Annotated in this window: 15 protein-coding genes; 9 read left to right on the plus strand and 6 right to left on the minus strand. The window is 39.8% G+C overall.

What is annotated here, in order from left to right:
* Nucleotides 1-32: 32 nt before the first annotated feature.
* The 3 genes from Q0976_RS00610 to coaD all read left to right on the plus strand — a co-directional run bounded on the left by Q0976_RS00610 (nucleotide 33) and on the right by coaD (nucleotide 2533).
* Nucleotides 33-1256: a HAMP domain-containing sensor histidine kinase gene (locus Q0976_RS00610; protein ID WP_299490166.1), complete on the plus strand. Its 1224-nt coding sequence runs from the start codon at nucleotides 33-35 to the stop codon at nucleotides 1254-1256.
* Nucleotides 1257-1270: 14 nt separating this feature from the next.
* Nucleotides 1271-1945, plus strand: coding sequence for a TIGR01621 family pseudouridine synthase (locus Q0976_RS00615; RefSeq protein WP_299489776.1), 675 nt, complete (start codon nucleotides 1271-1273; stop codon nucleotides 1943-1945).
* Nucleotides 1946-2056: 111 nt separating this feature from the next.
* Nucleotides 2057-2533 (plus strand): pantetheine-phosphate adenylyltransferase, encoded by a 477-nt coding sequence (coaD, locus tag Q0976_RS00620; protein WP_299489779.1) that lies wholly within the window; start codon nucleotides 2057-2059, stop codon nucleotides 2531-2533.
* Nucleotides 2534-2799: 266 nt separating this feature from the next.
* Here coaD and Q0976_RS00625 read toward each other — a convergent pair whose 3' ends face one another.
* The 4 genes from Q0976_RS00625 to Q0976_RS00640 form a co-directional block, all read right to left on the minus strand.
* Nucleotides 2800-4206, minus strand: coding sequence for a glutamine synthetase family protein (locus tag Q0976_RS00625; protein ID WP_299489781.1), 1407 nt, complete (start codon nucleotides 4204-4206; stop codon nucleotides 2800-2802).
* Between the two features lie 44 nt (nucleotides 4207-4250).
* The gene (gene mutM / locus Q0976_RS00630) at nucleotides 4251-5066 is read right to left on the minus strand and encodes a bifunctional DNA-formamidopyrimidine glycosylase/DNA-(apurinic or apyrimidinic site) lyase (protein WP_299489783.1); all 816 of its coding nucleotides are present in this window, start codon (nucleotides 5064-5066) and stop codon (nucleotides 4251-4253) included.
* Nucleotides 5067-5100: 34 nt separating this feature from the next.
* Complete coding sequence (locus Q0976_RS00635; protein ID WP_299489786.1) at nucleotides 5101-5556, minus strand: hypothetical protein; 456 nt, start codon at nucleotides 5554-5556, stop codon at nucleotides 5101-5103.
* 623 nt (nucleotides 5557-6179) lie between these two features.
* Entirely contained in the window at nucleotides 6180-6842 is a 663-nt protein-coding gene (locus Q0976_RS00640) for a 7-cyano-7-deazaguanine/7-aminomethyl-7-deazaguanine transporter (protein WP_299489789.1), read from the minus strand.
* Between the two features lie 234 nt (nucleotides 6843-7076).
* On the opposite strand from Q0976_RS00640, the gene Q0976_RS00645 reads away from it, so the two are divergent.
* From Q0976_RS00645 to Q0976_RS00655, 3 genes are all read left to right on the plus strand, one after another.
* The gene (locus Q0976_RS00645) at nucleotides 7077-8288 is read left to right on the plus strand and encodes an HD-GYP domain-containing protein (protein WP_299489791.1); all 1212 of its coding nucleotides are present in this window, start codon (nucleotides 7077-7079) and stop codon (nucleotides 8286-8288) included.
* Between the two features lie 66 nt (nucleotides 8289-8354).
* Nucleotides 8355-8969 carry a paraquat-inducible protein A gene (locus Q0976_RS00650; RefSeq protein ID WP_299489793.1) on the plus strand — a complete coding sequence of 205 codons (615 nt, stop codon included), beginning with the start codon at nucleotides 8355-8357 and terminating at the stop codon, nucleotides 8967-8969.
* A 149-nt stretch (nucleotides 8970-9118) separates the two neighbouring features.
* Nucleotides 9119-9268 (plus strand): hypothetical protein, encoded by a 150-nt coding sequence (locus Q0976_RS00655; protein WP_299489796.1) that lies wholly within the window; start codon nucleotides 9119-9121, stop codon nucleotides 9266-9268.
* A 7-nt stretch (nucleotides 9269-9275) separates the two neighbouring features.
* Here Q0976_RS00655 and Q0976_RS00660 read toward each other — a convergent pair whose 3' ends face one another.
* Nucleotides 9276-10208, minus strand: a complete 933-nt coding sequence (locus Q0976_RS00660; RefSeq protein WP_299489799.1) for a putative sulfate exporter family transporter — start codon at nucleotides 10206-10208, stop codon at nucleotides 9276-9278.
* A 203-nt stretch (nucleotides 10209-10411) separates the two neighbouring features.
* Nucleotides 10412-11767 carry a glutathione-disulfide reductase gene (gorA, locus tag Q0976_RS00665; protein WP_299489801.1) on the minus strand — a complete coding sequence of 452 codons (1356 nt, stop codon included), beginning with the start codon at nucleotides 11765-11767 and terminating at the stop codon, nucleotides 10412-10414.
* A gap of 527 nt (nucleotides 11768-12294) precedes the next feature.
* Here gorA and Q0976_RS00670 point away from each other — a divergent pair.
* The 3 genes from Q0976_RS00670 to Q0976_RS00680 all read left to right on the plus strand — a co-directional run bounded on the left by Q0976_RS00670 (nucleotide 12295) and on the right by Q0976_RS00680 (nucleotide 17424).
* The gene (locus Q0976_RS00670) at nucleotides 12295-14391 is read left to right on the plus strand and encodes a S8 family serine peptidase (RefSeq protein WP_299489803.1); all 2097 of its coding nucleotides are present in this window, start codon (nucleotides 12295-12297) and stop codon (nucleotides 14389-14391) included.
* A 147-nt stretch (nucleotides 14392-14538) separates the two neighbouring features.
* Complete coding sequence (locus tag Q0976_RS00675; protein WP_299489805.1) at nucleotides 14539-15012, plus strand: hypothetical protein; 474 nt, start codon at nucleotides 14539-14541, stop codon at nucleotides 15010-15012.
* A 207-nt stretch (nucleotides 15013-15219) separates the two neighbouring features.
* On the plus strand, nucleotides 15220-17424 hold the full coding sequence (locus Q0976_RS00680; RefSeq protein WP_299490168.1) for a S8 family peptidase: 2205 nt from the start codon (nucleotides 15220-15222) through the stop codon (nucleotides 17422-17424).
* The last annotated feature ends 9 nt before the right edge of the window (nucleotides 17425-17433 follow it).

Below are 17433 nucleotides of genomic sequence, written 5' to 3' on the forward strand. Positions count from 1 at the left end.
TTATTCTCATTATAGGTACATTATTGTTTGGTATGTACAGGCAGCTAATGAGTGAGCAAGAGCTGCAATTAGATCAACAATTAGCGGCAGAAAAAGCCCGTTATCAACAAATGGCGTTAACATTAGATCGCCGAAGTTTTGCAACGCAGGTGAGAACAGCCGATCCTAAAGTGGCTTTGATCGTTTGGCGTAACTCAGTCGATCTGATTGGGGCATTGAGTATGATCCCCGATGATATGCCTATGCTGCCTAAAAAGCGTGAGTTTCCTGTTTTTGCAGGAGGATCGGATAAATTACATATTTTAACCGGTGGATTGGCGATGACACGTTATGGTCCGGTACTGATTGCAACGCGAACGGATCAATTAGGCACGTTAATTGATAAATTCAGTAATGCAGCCATTACGGCATTGATGTTAACGATAGTATTAACTTTAGCCTTAGGTTACCTTTTTTCTAAAACGTTATTACGGCGTCTAGTACAATACAACCGATTGAGTGAACAAATAGAACAAGGAGAGTATTCAACACGTCTTCCCATTAGTTGGCGTAAAGATGAATTTGATATGTTAGCGCAACAATTTAATAGTGTGCTAGATACCTTAGAAGGCAATCTTGCTGCTGTACGCGGCGTAACCGATAATATTGCGCACGATTTAAGGACCCCTTTGTCTCATTTACGAATAGGTCTTGAACAGTTACCTGAAAAATCCCCCGAAGCATTACCAGAGAGTTGTGCTATTATCACTGAAGAGCTTGATCATTGCCTTGCAACTTTCGATGCGATGTTGTCCCTTACACGTATTGAGGAAGGTCAACAGACTCTTGAGCTACAAGAGCTGAGTTTACAAGCCATTAGTCGTGATCTTTTTGAAATGGCAGAAGCGATTACTGAATATAATGAACAGAGTTTAGTCTTAGAAGTGGCAGACGATCATTTAATTATTGGTGATAAATATTTATTATTCCAAGCTTTGTTTAATCTTGTTGATAACGCCATTAAGTATTCGCCCAAAGGGGCAAAAATTCAGATTATTCAACAGGCTAATACTTTAATCATTAGCGATGATGGTATTGGGATCCCTGATGAAGAAAAAGAGCGAGTTTTTGAGCGTTTAGTCAGACTCGATCCCAGTCGTCATTTTAAAGGGACAGGATTGGGATTATCTATGGTTAAAGCCATTCTATCCCGTCATAATGCCAGCATTACTTTAAGTGATAACCATCCCGGTTTAGTTGTCACTGTTACTTTTTAGAACATGTTGGGTTTATGTATCGAATTATTGCAAATGAAGTCGACTTTTTAGTGATTTCGAAATCAGCCGATGTCCATTTTCATAGTCAATCTGGTTCGGCTGGTGTGATGGCTCAATTAGCATTGGATTTAAACATTAAGCTTTATTCTGTTCATCGATTGGATACACCGACATCAGGGTTATTGTTGTTTGCTAAAACCTCTGAAGCAGCAGCAGAGTTAACACGCTTGTTGGGCGCTCATCAAGTGCAGAAATATTACCTTGCCATTGCCAAAGGTAAGCCTAAGAAAAAACAAGGTTGGGTGATAGGCGATATGGGACCGTCTCGGCGCAGTATGCATAAATTGCTCCGTACTCAAAATAATCCTGCCGTGACGCAGTTTTTTTCTTATTCTCTTGATGAAGGGCTAAGGCTTTATTTGCTTAAGCCACACAGTGGTAAGACGCATCAATTACGTGTTGCTTTGGCCAGTTTAAGTGTGCCCATTTTAGGTGATAAGCTTTATGGTGGTGACATAGCAGATCGGACTTATTTACATGCCTATTTTCTTTCATTTAATTATCTTGGACAGGATTATTTCTATAAGGATAATCCTTGCTCTGGTGACTTTTTTACCTGCTCAACGATGCAAAAGTTGATGCAAGATCTCGCAGAACCTGATTTATTAGCTTGGCCAAACCGAAAATAATGTCCTTTTGCTGAATGTATAGCGATATATACTCACACTTTCTTGATTCACAAAATGGAGAGACAAAGGTAGGATAGTAGCAATGATATTTGATGTGACAAGGAACATTTCGTGCATAAGCGAGCTATTTACCCTGGTACTTTTGATCCCATTACCAATGGGCATACGGATCTCATTGAACGTGCAGCTAAATTATTTCAGCATGTCGTTGTCGCGATTGCCTCAAACCCTTCTAAACAACCTCGATTTACGCTTGAAGAGCGAGTGAATTTAGTCAAGTTAGTGACGGCACATCTTGATAATGTTGAGGTTGTCGGTTTTAGTGGTTTATTGGTTGATTTCGCCAAGCAGCAAAATGCCAGTGTATTGTTGCGGGGCTTAAGAGCAGTATCGGATTTTGAGTACGAGTTTCAATTAGCCAATATGAATCGTCGTTTAAGTCCAGATTTAGAAAGTGTCTTTTTAACCCCAGCGGAAGAAAACTCTTTCATTTCATCGACCTTAGTGAAAGAGGTGGCCCTTCACGGTGGCGATGTAAGTCAGTTTGTTCATGCTGAGGTGGCTAATGCACTTAATAAAAATTCCTGAGATTTAGGCCAGATATCAGAGTGTAGTGCGTTGATAATGAATTATACCAATTTAAGTAAGTAAATGATCAGTTTAGAGCCACACAGGCTGGGCGGGTTTAAAAATACGTTATGCTGCGTTGTCAGTTTTCGATATAGAATAACGATTAGCGTTAAACTGCCGCGACCTCCATGGATGGTGGGAATGTCAGTTAAAGCAGGAGTAATTAACGACCTTGCCTACCGCATTTTACATTCCCGCTGAATGATCAATTACTTAGATTGGTATTAATGTCGCCAACATGTGGCGGCAATAATCTCAGCAGCTGTTGATTGCATAAAGAGTGCATTTTCAGCTGTACGAACTGCAATGATGGTTTCAAATAGCGCTTGGCCTAAGGCTGCTTTTAATACCGTATCTTGTTTAAAAGCGGCTACACTGTCTGGCAATTGTGTGGGCAATGGCTTAATTCCGCCTAATGCTTTATTTTGATCTGGAGTGAGTGTGGCGGGATCGATACTAACCGGGGCTGGTAAGGGCAGCTGATTATTGAGCCCAGCTAAACCGTGGGCGATGACGCTGCCTATGACTAAATAAGGGTTAGCTGTCGCATCAATGCATTTAATTTCTATATTGGCTGTATTGTGGCTATTTGCTGGTGGGCCTTTAATAAAGCGGATGGCAGCCTCTCTATTTTCAACTCCCCAGCATTGATGATTTCCTGACCAATGTTGAGGTATGAGACGTAAATAGCTGGCAACACTGGGGGCTGTGATGGCAAGCAGTGACGGTAGGGCCGTTAAAATACCTGCAATAAAATATTCCCCTTCTTGGGTTAAGCCTTCAGGCCCTGAGCCACCTTGAAATAAATTAATGCCTTTTTTGTTATTAAGGCTTAAGTGTAAGTGGCAACCATTTCCAACTCCTCCATTAACAACACAAGGAGAAAAAGTGGTATGCATATGATGTTTAGCGCCAATGGCCCTAATGGTTTGACGGACCAGAATGCTTAAATCGGCAGCAGTGAGTGGACAACTATGACGAATTGATAACTCAAATTGTCCAGGTGAGTATTCTGGGTGAAGCTGCTCAACTTCAATACCTTGCTTAGCCAGAGCATCGAGTAAATCGATACAATAACCTGAGACTTCGGTTATACGTTGATGGCTATAGGCTGGGCTGGTACTCAAGGGGGTAAACTGATGGCTTTGTTCAAGGCTTAGCATCCATTCTATTTCAAAGGCCATATTGAGCTCATAACCTTGATCTTTAGCTGCTTGGACCATTTTTTTTAAAAATTGACGCTGACATTGTTCATGGGGCTGCCCGGTTTGTTTGACTCTATCTACAGGTGCCCAAGCCCAGCCGGGCTCTCCTGCTAATGGGGTAATTTTATTGAGATCGGGAAGTAATCTAAGATCGCCCACTGGGCCGCCAGCACTTGGGCTGGTTGTGGCATCATCATTGAGTAGAAACGTATCAAAAACAGGAGACATACCCACCCCCCACATGCATGCTTGAGTGAGCCGTGTAATTGGGATCCCTTTCATACGACTGATGCCGCTATTATCAATATAAGAGAGTGAGATAGCTTTAATATCTTGGTCTTGAAGTTGCTTAGTGAGTGTAATAGCACTTTTTTCAGTCACTGGATTACCCAAGTGTTGCTGTGAACTGAATTTGTCGTTATGCATTAATGGCTCCCTTTTTTAATCAATTAACCCGAGTTCAGGTTCAATTAAAGCGTTTGGCATACACTACAAAAAACAGTGGCTCGTTGCCCGAGCCTTATTTCACTGAGTAAATGACCGCAATGAGTGCAGGTTTGCCCGCCTCTGCCGTAAACATGCAATTTTTGTGCAAAATATCCAGGTTTACCTTCGGCATTGGTAAAGTCTTTTAATGTGGTTCCGCCTTGTTTTATTGCATTTTCAAGTATTTGTTTTACTTCTACAACCAATAATGTAAGCCGTTCAATATCAATATTACCTGCTGGAGTTTGAGGGTGGATCCCAGCAGAAAATAATGCTTCATTAGCATAAATATTACCAACGCCGACAACGATATGATTATCCATTAAACACAGTTTAATCGCCTTTTTTTTATTTTTTAAGGCATGGAATAAATAATCGGCATTAAAGCTGTTATGTAGTGGTTCTGGGCCGAGTTTTGATAATAAAGGGTGGGCTTGCTCTGGTAGTTCACACCAAAGCCAAGCACCAAATCGGCGGGGGTCATTTAACCGTAATATTCGGCCACTGGCGAGTGTTAAATCAATGTGATCATGTTTTTGAATGGGGGTATCGTGAGAGACGAGTCGTAAACTACCAGACATACCTAAATGGATAATGGTAGTACCCGCATCGGTATCTATAAGCAGATATTTGGCTCTACGTCTTACGTTGCGGATCACTTGTCCAACAATTTGCTGTGCAATATCCGGTACAGGCCAGCGTAACTTTGCGTTGCGAACGGTTAGGTTTGTAACTTTATTATCAATTAAATAAGGTGAAATACCTTGGCGGGTGACTTCAACTTCAGGTAATTCAGGCATTATAACTCGCTCTCATTTTGTGTGCACGGCATGGTTATTTTAAACCCTTTGGTAATAAATGTTCATTGGGTCTGATGGATACATGATACCAATTATTATGGGGTGATTTTAATATTTGGGTCTTTGAAAATAATTGCCAAATTTGTGGGGTTGAAAAGTCGTTAACATAGAAAATAATCTGTTGCGCTGTTTCGGGTAATTCTGCAGGAGTCGATATAGACGTCATGTGCAAATTCGCCCAAGTTTCAGCCCAATGTTGACAGTTTTTCACATTGGAACTGCAATGCCAACCTTGGGGGCTTTTTTTCATTGAGAAGGAGCCGATTGTTAACTGTACTAATGTCAAATTATCATCAAATAGTGGGGTGCTTGGTGATGTGGACTCTAAAGGTAAATGTTGTGTTTTATCATAGAGAATACTGAGTACCGATATCATGATTAGACTGGCAATAATAATGATGTTGTTCCATTTTTTTCGAGAAAATCCCATGCAATATTATCAATGTTAGCGATGTTAGATAGTGGGATGCTATACCGATACCTGTGATACTTCAAGATGCCTGTTTTCAGAGTGCGTAAAAGTGCCTAATTCAAGGTGTACTCTTTTTAAAAAGAAAAGGTGCCGAAATGCTTATTGCCTTTTAAGATGATACAAGCTAGAAGTCGGTGCTTTTACACATTCTCAAGAGGTTGACTCTTATTCGTAAAAAGGAAAGTCTTTTATACTGTGTTATTAAACACCGGCTTAAATGATTAGGCTCAATGTTCAGCTGACCATCAAGGGTGATGGAAATGTTATTTATGCAGGAGCAATTAATGATCTTGTCTAAAAGGCTTTCATTCCCGTTGAATGATCACTTACTTAGTTTGGTATAAGGTCTTTTTTGAGTAAATTTAAGACAAAAAAAAGCCGAAGGATAATCTACGGCTATAAAAGAGTGTGAGCAATGTTGTGCATATAAACTCAAAGACTAATGTAAAAATAAAGACTATTTTTAATTTAGAAGCGAGTTTCAGAACGCAAGTTAATAGTAATCATTCTCATTTGCGTTTGCAAGCCCTTATGCGAATAAAAATCAATATTTTTAGGCTAAAAAAATTAACCAATTGATTTTAAAGGTTTATATTTTCAGTATTAAGGGGGCGATATGCTAATAGCTTTCGTTGCAGGTAAACGAGTAGCAATCCATAGGCAGGAATAAATAAGCAAAGACTGACAATGAGCTTAAAGGCATAATCTACAAAGGCGATTTCTGGCCAGTTTTGGCTCATAAAGGCATTAGATGACGCATAAAAAGCGATACTAAAAAAAACAAGTGTATCGACACAGTTTCCGATAATAGAGGAGGCTGTGGGAGCGAGCCACCAGTTTTTAAGCTGTCGCAATTTGGCAAAAACAAAAATATCCATTAACTGACCTATGCAATAAGCCGCAAAACTGGCGAAGGCGATTCGTAAGATAAAGCTATTTAGCTCCAGTAAGCTTGAATAATGTTGAAATTCCCCTTGTTGAAACAATACGCCAATAAGGTATGTCAGTATGAGGGCCGGTAGCATGCTGATAAAAATTATTTTTCTGGCTTGGGTTTGGCCAAATATTCTGACGGTGAGATCGGTTGCTAAGTAAACGAAAGGAAAGCTAAATGCTCCCCAAGTGGTATGCAATCCAAATAATTGAAATGGGAGTTGCACCAGATAATTGCTAACACATATGATGAGAATATGAAAAGAGACTAGCAGCAATAGTGCACGTTTCATCTGGGATTGAGTGAACATGGTGACGCCTTTTTATTCTTGGCGGGGTAAGGGAACCCGCAGGGTTGATGACAATAAATAAGGCGGCACATTATAGAGGCGTTTATGATGAGTTCAAGCAAAATCCTATTTAAATAGAAAAGGGGTTGCTCAAGAGTTCACTTAGGTTGAGTATAAAACTGATGGTAAGTGTCGTAATATTAATGCCCGTATTTTGAATGATGGCTTGCTTTATATTCTAAGGATGGTGTGCCGGTGAGGAATGTTACTTTTTTAGCTGAAAAATGTCTCAAAACCCCCGTATCTGACCTGATTGTGGGGATGTTTATAGAGTCTCTTGATCGCAAAAATCAGTTAGTCAGTATTACCAATTCCGGTTTAATCAAAAGCCAAGCAGATATTAATACGTTAATCAAACATGGTGTGAAGTATGTTTGGGTTGATTTAACTCGCTCTACTTTTACGCCAGCAATCAGTCAGCCTGTTCAATGTGTGCCTGTTATCGAAGAAATGTCTTTAAGATCATTTGTGAGAAAGCAGTGGATGAGTCGTGACATGGCTCAAGTAAAAGCGGGTGAATTATTATCTGAGTCAAAGCGTCTTATTCAAAAAGTGTTATTTGAAACATTTGAAGGTAAAGCGATTGAAATAGCGCCTTTTGAAAACTTAGCCGACAATATGATTAATATGATGTGCCAAGATCTTGATGCGCTTAGCTGTATGTCTGCTTTACGTAATAAAGATGCTTATTTACTTGAGCATTCAGTGAATGTGGCTTTTTTATTATTGACGTTTGGGCGCTTTTTAAAATTAGAACAATCGATATTAAAAGAGCTAGTGATAGGCGGCATTTTGCACGATATTGGTAAAATTAAAGTGGATATCAATGTACTAAATAAACCCGGAAAACTCACTAATGTCGAATTTGAACATATTAAATCTCATCAAAACCATGCGATTGATATTCTTAGTAGTATTAAAGGGTTATCACAAGTAAGTAAGGATGTCTGCTTAATGCATCATGAGAAGCTGGATGGTAAGGGCTATCCACTAGGTTTGTCGGGAGATGAGATTTCACTTTATGGCAGAATGAGTTGTATTGTTGATATTTTTGATGCTTTGACTGCAAGTCGCTCTTATAAAGAAGCAATGAGTCCCGCTGCAGCTTTTAAAATTTTATTAAGCCTCACTCCCTTTCATCTTGATAAAACACTCATTTATGATTTCATTCGTTGTGTAGGAATTTATCCTGTTGGCTCTTTGGTTGAGCTGTCTAATGGTTTAGTGGGGATTGTGTGGACTGCGAATAAAAGTGATGTGCTTCATCCTATTGTGAAATGCTTTTATTCAGTGATAAACAGGCAATATGTCAATGTTAGGATGGTTGATTTATCAAAATCAGAACTCTACATTGAGCGAGGTATCGTGTCTACTTGTTTAAATATTGACCCTACCCCATTTTATTAATCGCATTGGATTCTGTATTTAAATTCTTTAGACTGGATTGAATATGAATTAATTGAGCAAAATAAAATGAAGCAAGTTGTCTCTATTTTAGTGATTGTTTTGTCACTCGTGTTACTTATTCCTGGTGTAACTCAACCTATTTTAAGCATTCAGGGGTCGATAGAAAAAACGGCGTTAAGAGATGCGGGTCTCGATATGATTGCGCAGCAAATGGGTGAAGACTCTCAGAGCAGTGCTAGAGGTATGTTATCTATGGTAACAGGGTTGCTAGGCCTCAATGATGTAAAAGGTGAGGTTGAGGTTTTTCAGAAGACGCGCAGTATTTGGGGAACGAGTGAGGAGCTTTATCATTCAGGTAATAAGCTAGTTGCAGTATTAATTATATTATTTAGTGTATTCATTCCTGTGGTGAAATTACTGTTGATGTTACTGATGTCATTACCGATTAAAGAGTCGTTTTCTATTTCATTAAATCGGTTTATTGGCGTGATAGGTAAGTGGTCTATGGCAGATGTTTTCATTGTAGCCATCATAGTAAGCTATATGGCGGGAAATGCCTCTGCTGGCATGGGGGATTTATTGAAAACAACGGCACAGTTTGAAGTGGGGTTTTACTATTTCTTAGGGTATTGCCTATTTTCTTTATTGAGTCATGGCTTTTTGTCAATGAAGCGGAGTTAGCGACGTTAAGGACGAAAAGCGCTGCTGCTAACAAGTATGCTTAGTTGATATGGCTATGTAGTAGAGGGAAAAATTCTTATTTTTTTATTTAGAATTCAATAATAATAGCTTATTAAACGAACTTGCTTGGATTGTGAAGGAGAGGGGCTGTGAAAACTTGGTTGATATTTGGCCTATTACTGGTGTTAACGATTATATCAATGTTAACGAGTGGCTTAGCTCAGTCTTTACTGCATCTGGTGGTTTTTTTTGGGATCATGGGGTATGTTTTTTATGCTAAACCTCCCAAAAAAGAGTAATGCTAGGCTAGACCAGAATATATATCAAAGATGTGCTGGCTATGATACCCCATAGTGATATTCCAAGTATTAAGGGTTTTAATCCTGCTTGCTTCATTTTTTGTAATGTGATCCCAGCCCCAATTAAAAACAAGCAAACAACCAGCAATCGTTTGGCGCCGTCAAATAATAATTGATATATTTCATTGCCGTCAGGGAAGTAATAGGCGATGGCGATAGCGATGCAATAAAATAAGATAAAATATGGGATTGGAATACGATTGGTACTGCCTTTAAACATGACGGCACTGATAAATGCTATGGGAATGATCCATAAAGCACGTGCTAATTTAATGGTTGTTGCAGTAACCAATGCTTCATTACCATAAGCGGAAGCTGCACCAATGACAGAGGATGTATCGTGAATAGCGATAGCGCTCCATACACCAAAATCATGCTGACTCATGGCCAATAAATGTCCCACGGCTGGGAAAAGAAATAAGGCAACAGCATTGAGTATAAAAATCGTGGCTAATGCGATGCCTGATTCATCACTGTTGGCGTTAATTGCAGGGGTTATTGCTGCAATTGCGCTACCACCACATATGGCTGTACCGGCTGAAATTAAATACCCTGTTTTCGTATTGAGCTTGAGTTGTCTGGTGACTAAATAGCCTAAAAGTAGCGTTAATAAAATGGAGCCAATGATCAGAGGCAGGTTCTCTATACTGGCTGATATGGCGGTATTAAGTTGAATACCAAAACCTAAACCCACAACCGAACAGGCTAATAATTTTTTTATCCAAGGGGATAATTTACTAGCATCGGGAGCAATGCCTAGACTTGCTGCACTAAAACCTAAAATGAGGGCGATTGGGGAACTTATGATGGGTAATAAACAAAATAGGACTAGTAATAAAAAAATATAAATTTTATATTTATTACATGTTGTTAATAGCATGTTGGCCCCAATGATTACGACTTATATGAGAGTATAACGCCCAAAGCAGTTTAGATAAACTAAATATAACTTACTCATAGGTTCAATTTTATTGAATAACTTATTGATGAAGGAGGGAGTGTTTAATTGGCAGGGATTAACGACGTTAAAGTGCCTTTTTTCAACTTGAAGGATTGAAAAAAGGCGTGCTGACAGTAAAAATATTAACGCATAGTAACAAACTCTTCAGCGCCAGTTGGGTGAATGGCAACTACGGCATCAAAGTCGGCTTTAGTCGCCCCCATTTTCATGGCGACGCCAAAGCCTTGCAATATTTCATCCATGCCGTAGCCGATACCGTGAATGCCGACGACTTTTTCATCAGTGCCAGCACACACTAATTTCATTTTGCAGGCTTGGCGATGCGTCGTGACGGCGGTATACATAGAGGTAAAACTTGATGTGTAAATGGTAATATTATCTTTACCGTATTCTTTTTCGGCTTCAGGCTCTGTCAGTCCCATAGTACCGATTGCTGGGTGACTAAATACTACGGTGGGGACATTTTTATAATCCATTTTAGCATCTGTCATGCCGTTGAATAGCCGCTCGGATAATAGGCGACCTGCTTTTACTGCCACAGGTGTGAGTTCAATGCCATTGGCCATAATATCCCCCACGCAATAAATACCGTTCTGAGTGGTATTTTGCTGATCGTCTGTGATGATATAGCCTTGCTCGTTCATAGTCACTTGGGTATTTTCCAGGCCAATATTGCCCGTTGATGGGTGGCGACCAATGGCCCAAATTAGGCAGTCAATGTCATACTCTACCCCATCTTCAAGGGTTAAGGTTAAGCTGCCATCACTGTTTTTTATCACAGACTTAGGAATGCTGTGAGTATGTAAGCTTAGCCCGTCAGTTTGCATTGAATCGACTAAGGCTTCACTGAGCATAGGATCAAAACTGCGTAAGGGGGCATGCTTACGCACAAATAAATGGGTTTCGCTGCCTAATGCATGTAATACACCTGCAATTTCAACGGCAATATAGCCAGCACCCACAATAGCGACTCGCTTCGGTTGCTCTGTTAGGGCAAAAAAACCATCTGAGTCTATGCCTAATTCGCTACCTGGAATATCGGGATAACTTGGAGCGCCGCCTGTTGCAATTAAAATATGCTCTGCTGTGTAATGCTCACCATTGACTTCGATGGTCTTACTATCAACGAAGCGTCCATAGCCTTTTACAACGGTGACGCCATTACTGTCTAGGCCTCTGTCATAAGCGCCATGAATACGATCAATATAGGCTTCACGGCTAGCCACTAATGTGTTCCAATCAAATTGATTAACGCTGACATCAAAACCATAATCCTTAGCATAAAGGTGCATGGCTTCGGCCACTTGTGCCCCGTACCACATGACCTTTTTAGGGACACAGCCGACGTTTACGCAAGTCCCTCCAAGCTCTTTTGCTTCTATGAGTAAGACTTTTGCGCCGCGCATAGCAGCGCGGTTTGCTGATGCGATGCCACCACTGCCAGCACCTAAACAAATATAATCAAATTGTTGAGCCATCGGGATCTCCGAAAGTAGTAAAAGTAAGCCAAAGGGCTATTGTGCCTGATGTGATACAAAGATGCGAATGGCAAAAATTGAGGAGTTTGGTTCACTTTTTATCATTCATTTTATGATGGTTATTATTGAGTATATAAAGGATGATCTATATTATTCTTAATAGGTTCAGCTTAAGTTCAGTTTCAGTTTCAGTTTCAGTTTTGTTTTTAGTTTGATTTTTCTATAAATAAAACTCAATGATATCAATTATTATTTATATTTATTCATTTACATTAATAATATTTAAACTCATATGTTTTATAAGAATATTTATTTTTATTAATGTGTTATTTAATGGCTCTCTTCTTTCTTTGACTAAGGTCTTAATGATTAATGTATAGAATAACTTATTATGATGTCATTAAGTTTAGTCTAATGTAGTGAGAAATATTTGAACTTCAATTGAACTCTATATTCATTCAATATAGAGGACTTTTTTATTTTATCTATTTTTGGTTATTTTTTACAGGGCATATCTGTTATTTAATATGAAGAAGTTAAGCACGTTTTTTCCTCGTTATAGTCAATTAAGTATTGGTTTATTATCAGCGTCATTACTTGTTGCTTGTGGTGGTAGCGATAGTAGCGGTAGTAGTCAGTCTCCGACACAGGTGACGACGCAAGCCAACGCCAAACAATCTGTATACCTTAAAAGTACCTTGAAGGCGCCGACCGAGACGGGGGATTTGACCTTTGCTCTTAGCCCTGACTCTGTGGCCAAATACGGTCGCTTTAACATCATTAATGCAGCTACGGGGCAGTATCAATATTTAGCGGCTGAAGCGGAAGGTACTGAAGAACTCAAATATACCGTGACAAATGGTATAGACACGAATACCTACAGTTTAATGATTAAAATAAATGCTGGCGATCCGCTGTATAAGGAGCAGTGGCATTTACACAACACAGGTCAGAAGGCTTTTGCTGATAATGGCGGTGTTATCGGTGAAGACATGAATGTCAGTGAGGCCGTAGCCAATGGTCATCATGGTGAAGGTATTGTGGTTGCTGTTGTTGATGATGGCTTAGAAATCGCTCACCCTAATTTACAAAATAATATTCTAACAGGTGGGTCGTACAATTTTTTAACAGATACAAACGATCCGAGCCCAGTTGATTCATCTGATAGTCATGGTACTGCTGTTGGTGGCATTATTGCTGCTGAAGGCTGGAATAATATCGGTAGCCGTGGTGTCGCGCCCAAGGCCAGTATGATTGGTTTTAACTTGATTACCAGTGATCAAAGTTTTAATAATTTTAAGCTATCTCTTGGCAAAGGGGCGTTGAGTGAGAAAGCACAAATTTTTAATCAGAGTTTTGGTACTGTAACACCTTTTCCGGTTCAATTTTCACAAGCTGAAGATGATATTTACCAAGATGTGACGGTGAATAGTTTTAACGGTAAAGGGAGCTTATTTGTTAAATCAGCGGGTAACTCTTTTAAGGACATCAGTGTTGCTGAATATCAATTTACTCCTGAAACTAATATGAACAATTTCGGGTTACCGTTTCATAATGCCAATATGTCACCTAATAACTCGAATTTTTATAATCTTGTGGTGAGTGCACTCAATGCAGAAGGAACGCTCAGTAGTTACAGCAGTGCTGGCGCCAATGTGTTTGTCAGTGCGCCTGGTGGAGAATATGGGTTTATGAATCCGGCGATTTTGACGACTGATCTTCAAGGATGCCATACTGGTTTCTCAAAAGAACTCGCGACGTTTGGTATGGCAGGTGTGTTTGATGATGGGAGTTATCCACTCAATAGTGCCTGTGACTATACCGCGCATATGAATGGCACCTCTGCGGCTGCGCCGAATGTCAGTGGGGCGATTGCAGTTATTTGGGGGGCTAATCCGAATCTAACTTGGCGTGATATTCGTCATATTCTCGCGTCAACGGCAACGCAAGTTGATGCTAATATTCAAGCTAAAACCATTCGAATTGATCCTAATGGTACCAATGATGAATATATTGCACTGCCTGCTTGGACCACCAATGCAGCAGGGTTTCATTTTCATGACTTTTACGGTTTTGGCCGTGTGAATGTCAGCGATGCCGTTGCCATGGCAAAAAACTATAAAACCGACTTAGGCCAATATCAAATATCTGGCTTTAAAAAATCGGAAAACATCAATGCTGCCATTCCCGATGGGGATATTAATGGCGTGAGTGATACCATTAATGTACTTGATGACTGGATTGTGGAAGGGGTGCAAATTCAATTAACGGCAAAACATGGCAGATTACCCGATTTAGCGGTGGAGCTGATTTCGCCTTCAGGCACTCGTAGTGTGGTGATGACACCTTATAATGGTTATGTATATGTTGGTAATCCGATAGATCCTGCCGATCATTCTGAAGGTTTTAAGAACACCCTTATGCTCTCTAATGCGTTTTACGGTGAGCCCGTACAAGGTGATTGGACGATTAAATTGGTGGATGTGAATAATGGTCTGTTAAAGACGAGAGTCGTAAAAACAGAAAATGATATTGAGACTGATAAATTGGAATTTACACCAAATGAAGCGAACGGTGAGCTGCAGGCTTGGTCTATTCAATTTCATGGGCATAGCAAACATTAACTTTTAAATAGTTGAATAGCTAAGTTCAACCATAATCAGACATAAGCTTGATTTTAGGGTTAAAATATCGATTTTTTTGATGTTAATAATGCTTTCAATCAAGCATATAATGAATTAGCGTTATTTATATAATAAGTGAATAGTTTTATGAAAGTTTTAATGAAATTCTTTGTGATTTCTCTTGCGTCAACAGTGGCATTTTCTTGTTTGGCAACAGAACAAACAGGCATCATGGTACCGAGCGATTTATTGTCAAAAGGTAAGTTAAAAGCAGGGTATGAATTGTCGAGCCCTAGCGCTTTTTCCGTTCAAGAGAGTGGTAGTAATCGAGTATTAGCGTCTAATTCTGCTCATAATAACAGTGAGCCTTTGATGGTTTCATCAACATTATTAACGGGTAAGTTAATGGTGAAATTAGAAGAGAATGTTGATGTGAGTTATTTTATTTCGAATTATGATGTCACGCTTGATTGGCAAAGTGATAACCAATTAGTGGTGATTGCGGCTCCTGAAAATATCAGTGTGAATGATTTCTTTGTACTTCGTGATGCAATTAACGCAAGTGAAGATGTAAAATGGGTTGAAGTGGATAATAAAGCTCAGCGTTACCAAATTCACTAGTGTGAGAGGATTAAATATAGATGCCTTACTTTGAGCGGTAAGGCTTTTTTATTTCAGTTAATGTTACTTGATGATATGAATGTACGCATGGTGAATTTGAATGAAGGAATACCAAGGTCTTAGTTCTGCTGGCAGAGTAATTTGCTATGATTTTTAGGCTAATTTCATATTACCTTTCTTTTTATTCTCTAGGTTATTTTATTGTCCATGATCTTGTTCTCTTTTCGTTCTTTATTATTTAATACAGGTTGGTTTTGCTTTATTTTGTTGTTAGTGGGCTGCAATGACACAGATAATCATCAGCAAAGATTGAGTGAGGCAGACATATCCGTTATAGAAGTTGAGCCACATCCATTACCTACTCCCGATCCAAAACCTATTCCTGAGCCAAAGCCAGAGCCCGAACCGCAACCCGAGTTTGAACCAGAACCAAAGCCTGAACCTGAGCCCGAACTGAAGGCGGATCAAGTTCATTATTTTACATCAAAGCAGTCTGTGTATTTAACCGAGCAATTACTGGGTGAGGGCAATCAAGGGCATGCCAGTTTTTCAGTGCTAGATCCTACGCAAGTGACATTGGGAAAATTTGAATTTACCAATGCAGAAACAGGGGCCTTTACTTATTTAGCTGATGCGGCGGTAGGGGAAGAGATTGTGACTTATCGTGTACAAAGCGCGACTCAATCTGTGGTGGGGAGAATCATTATTACCATTACTGCAGGTGATCCTTTGTATGCAATGCAGTGGCATTTACACAATAATGGGCAAACGGCCTTTGCACTCAATGGGGGATTAGAGGGGCAAGACATAAATGTAAAGGAGGCTGTCGCACAAGGTCATCATGGTGAGAATATAATTGTGGCTGTCATTGATGATGGTGTCGAGATAAATCATCCTAATTTACACAATAATATGTTAGTCGATAGTTCTTATAATTTTTTAACAGGATCAAGCGATCCGACGCCTGTAGATATGAGTAAAGCGCATGGGACCGCAGTGGCTGGCATCATTGCTGCAGAAGGTTGGAATAATATAGGTAATCGTGGCGTGGCGCCTAAAGCCAGTTTAATCGGGTTTAATTATCTCGAGGAACAAAGTCTTTGGGGTTATTCCGAAGACAGTTTTAAGATTTCACACGGCATTGAGGGGGAGAGTCAATTAGCCCGTATTTTCAATCAAAGTTATGGTTTTGAATATCCGTATCCTAATAAAATGAGCTTGCGCGAAGAAGCATTATTTCGCCATGCGGCGAATGAGGGAAAAGGGCGCTTATTTATCAAAGCTGCGGGTAATGAATACCATGGCTTTCAAAGTGGCAGTGATAAGTATTTTAGAGGCACTAACATAGTAAAAGGGGCCAATAGTTTACCTGTGTACCATGCCAATATGTCAGCCGATCAAGCTAATTTTTATCATTTAATGGTGAGTGCATTAAATGCAGAGGGCACATTAAGCCGTGACAGCACTATTGGGGCCAATATATTTATTAGTGCGCCGGGCGGTGAAGATGACGCGTTTCTTCCCAAAATCATTACTACGGATAGGCAAGGCTGCCATATTGGTTTTTCATATGAGGCATTCCTATCTGGGCTTTTATCAGTATTTGATGATGGTCATCATCGTTTAAATCCTGACTGTCATTATACCGCTAGAATGGAAGGTACTTCTGCTGCTGCTCCCAATATCAGTGGTGCTATTGCGGTGATTTGGGGGGCAAACCCAGATCTTAATTGGCGTGATATTCGACACGTTTTAGCCAGTACAGCGACACAAGTGGATGAGAATATTACAGACAAAACGGTTGAGATTATCTCTGATGTGAAGCAAGCAGATTTTATCGCGATACCGAAATGGACCACCAATGCCGCTGGTTTTCATTTTCATGATTTTTACGGTTTTGGCCGAGTGAATGTTAGTGATGCCGTTGAAATGGCATTGAATTACAATACTGAGTTAGGCGAATATGCTGTATCTAATTGGTTTGAGTCGGCTTGCATTCATCGGGCTATTCCCGATGGCAGTATTCAAGGTGTCAGTGACAGTATTACTTTTCAGAATGATTGGATTGTTGAAGGCGTGCAAATCGCGCTCACAGTTAATCATGATCGTTTACCCGATTTAGCCATTGAGCTTATCTCGCCTTCGGGCACGCGCAGTGTATTATTAACACCATATAATGGTTTTGTTGCCTCAACATTGGGTGGCTTTGATAATACCGTTATGTTGAGTAATGCATTTTATGGAGAAAAAAGTCAGGGAGAGTGGAAACTTAAAGTGACTGATGTCAATAGTGGCGAGTTCCATTATGGAACGTATTATAAAAATATGGATTATGAAGATGTTATTCCAAATGAAGCCCATGGCGAGCTTATCTCTTGGTCTTTACGCATTCATGGACATTCAGTTTATTAGGGGGGATAC

Origin of the sequence: uncultured Shewanella sp., assembly GCF_947501665.1 — a bacterium.
Classification (GTDB): domain Bacteria; phylum Pseudomonadota; class Gammaproteobacteria; order Enterobacterales; family Shewanellaceae; genus Shewanella.

What these genes read in the sequence shown, in the direction of transcription:
- Q0976_RS00610 (WP_299490166.1), top strand. Translation starts at nt 33, where the DNA reads ATGTACAGGCAGCTAATGAGTGAGCAAGAGCTGCAATTAGATCAACAA.
- Q0976_RS00615 (WP_299489776.1), top strand. Translation starts at nt 1,271, where the DNA reads ATGTATCGAATTATTGCAAATGAAGTCGACTTTTTAGTGATTTCGAAA.
- Q0976_RS00625 (WP_299489781.1), bottom strand. Translation starts at nt 4,206, where the DNA reads ATGCATAACGACAAATTCAGTTCACAGCAACACTTGGGTAATCCAGTG.
- mutM (WP_299489783.1), bottom strand. Translation starts at nt 5,066, where the DNA reads ATGCCTGAATTACCTGAAGTTGAAGTCACCCGCCAAGGTATTTCACCT.
- Q0976_RS00635 (WP_299489786.1), bottom strand. Translation starts at nt 5,556, where the DNA reads ATGGGATTTTCTCGAAAAAAATGGAACAACATCATTATTATTGCCAGT.
- Q0976_RS00640 (WP_299489789.1), bottom strand. Translation starts at nt 6,842, where the DNA reads ATGTTCACTCAATCCCAGATGAAACGTGCACTATTGCTGCTAGTCTCT.
- Q0976_RS00650 (WP_299489793.1), top strand. Translation starts at nt 8,355, where the DNA reads ATGAAGCAAGTTGTCTCTATTTTAGTGATTGTTTTGTCACTCGTGTTA.
- Q0976_RS00660 (WP_299489799.1), bottom strand. Translation starts at nt 10,208, where the DNA reads ATGCTATTAACAACATGTAATAAATATAAAATTTATATTTTTTTATTA.
- gorA (WP_299489801.1), bottom strand. Translation starts at nt 11,767, where the DNA reads ATGGCTCAACAATTTGATTATATTTGTTTAGGTGCTGGCAGTGGTGGC.
- Q0976_RS00670 (WP_299489803.1), top strand. Translation starts at nt 12,295, where the DNA reads ATGAAGAAGTTAAGCACGTTTTTTCCTCGTTATAGTCAATTAAGTATT.
- Q0976_RS00675 (WP_299489805.1), top strand. Translation starts at nt 14,539, where the DNA reads ATGAAAGTTTTAATGAAATTCTTTGTGATTTCTCTTGCGTCAACAGTG.
- Q0976_RS00680 (WP_299490168.1), top strand. Translation starts at nt 15,220, where the DNA reads ATGATCTTGTTCTCTTTTCGTTCTTTATTATTTAATACAGGTTGGTTT.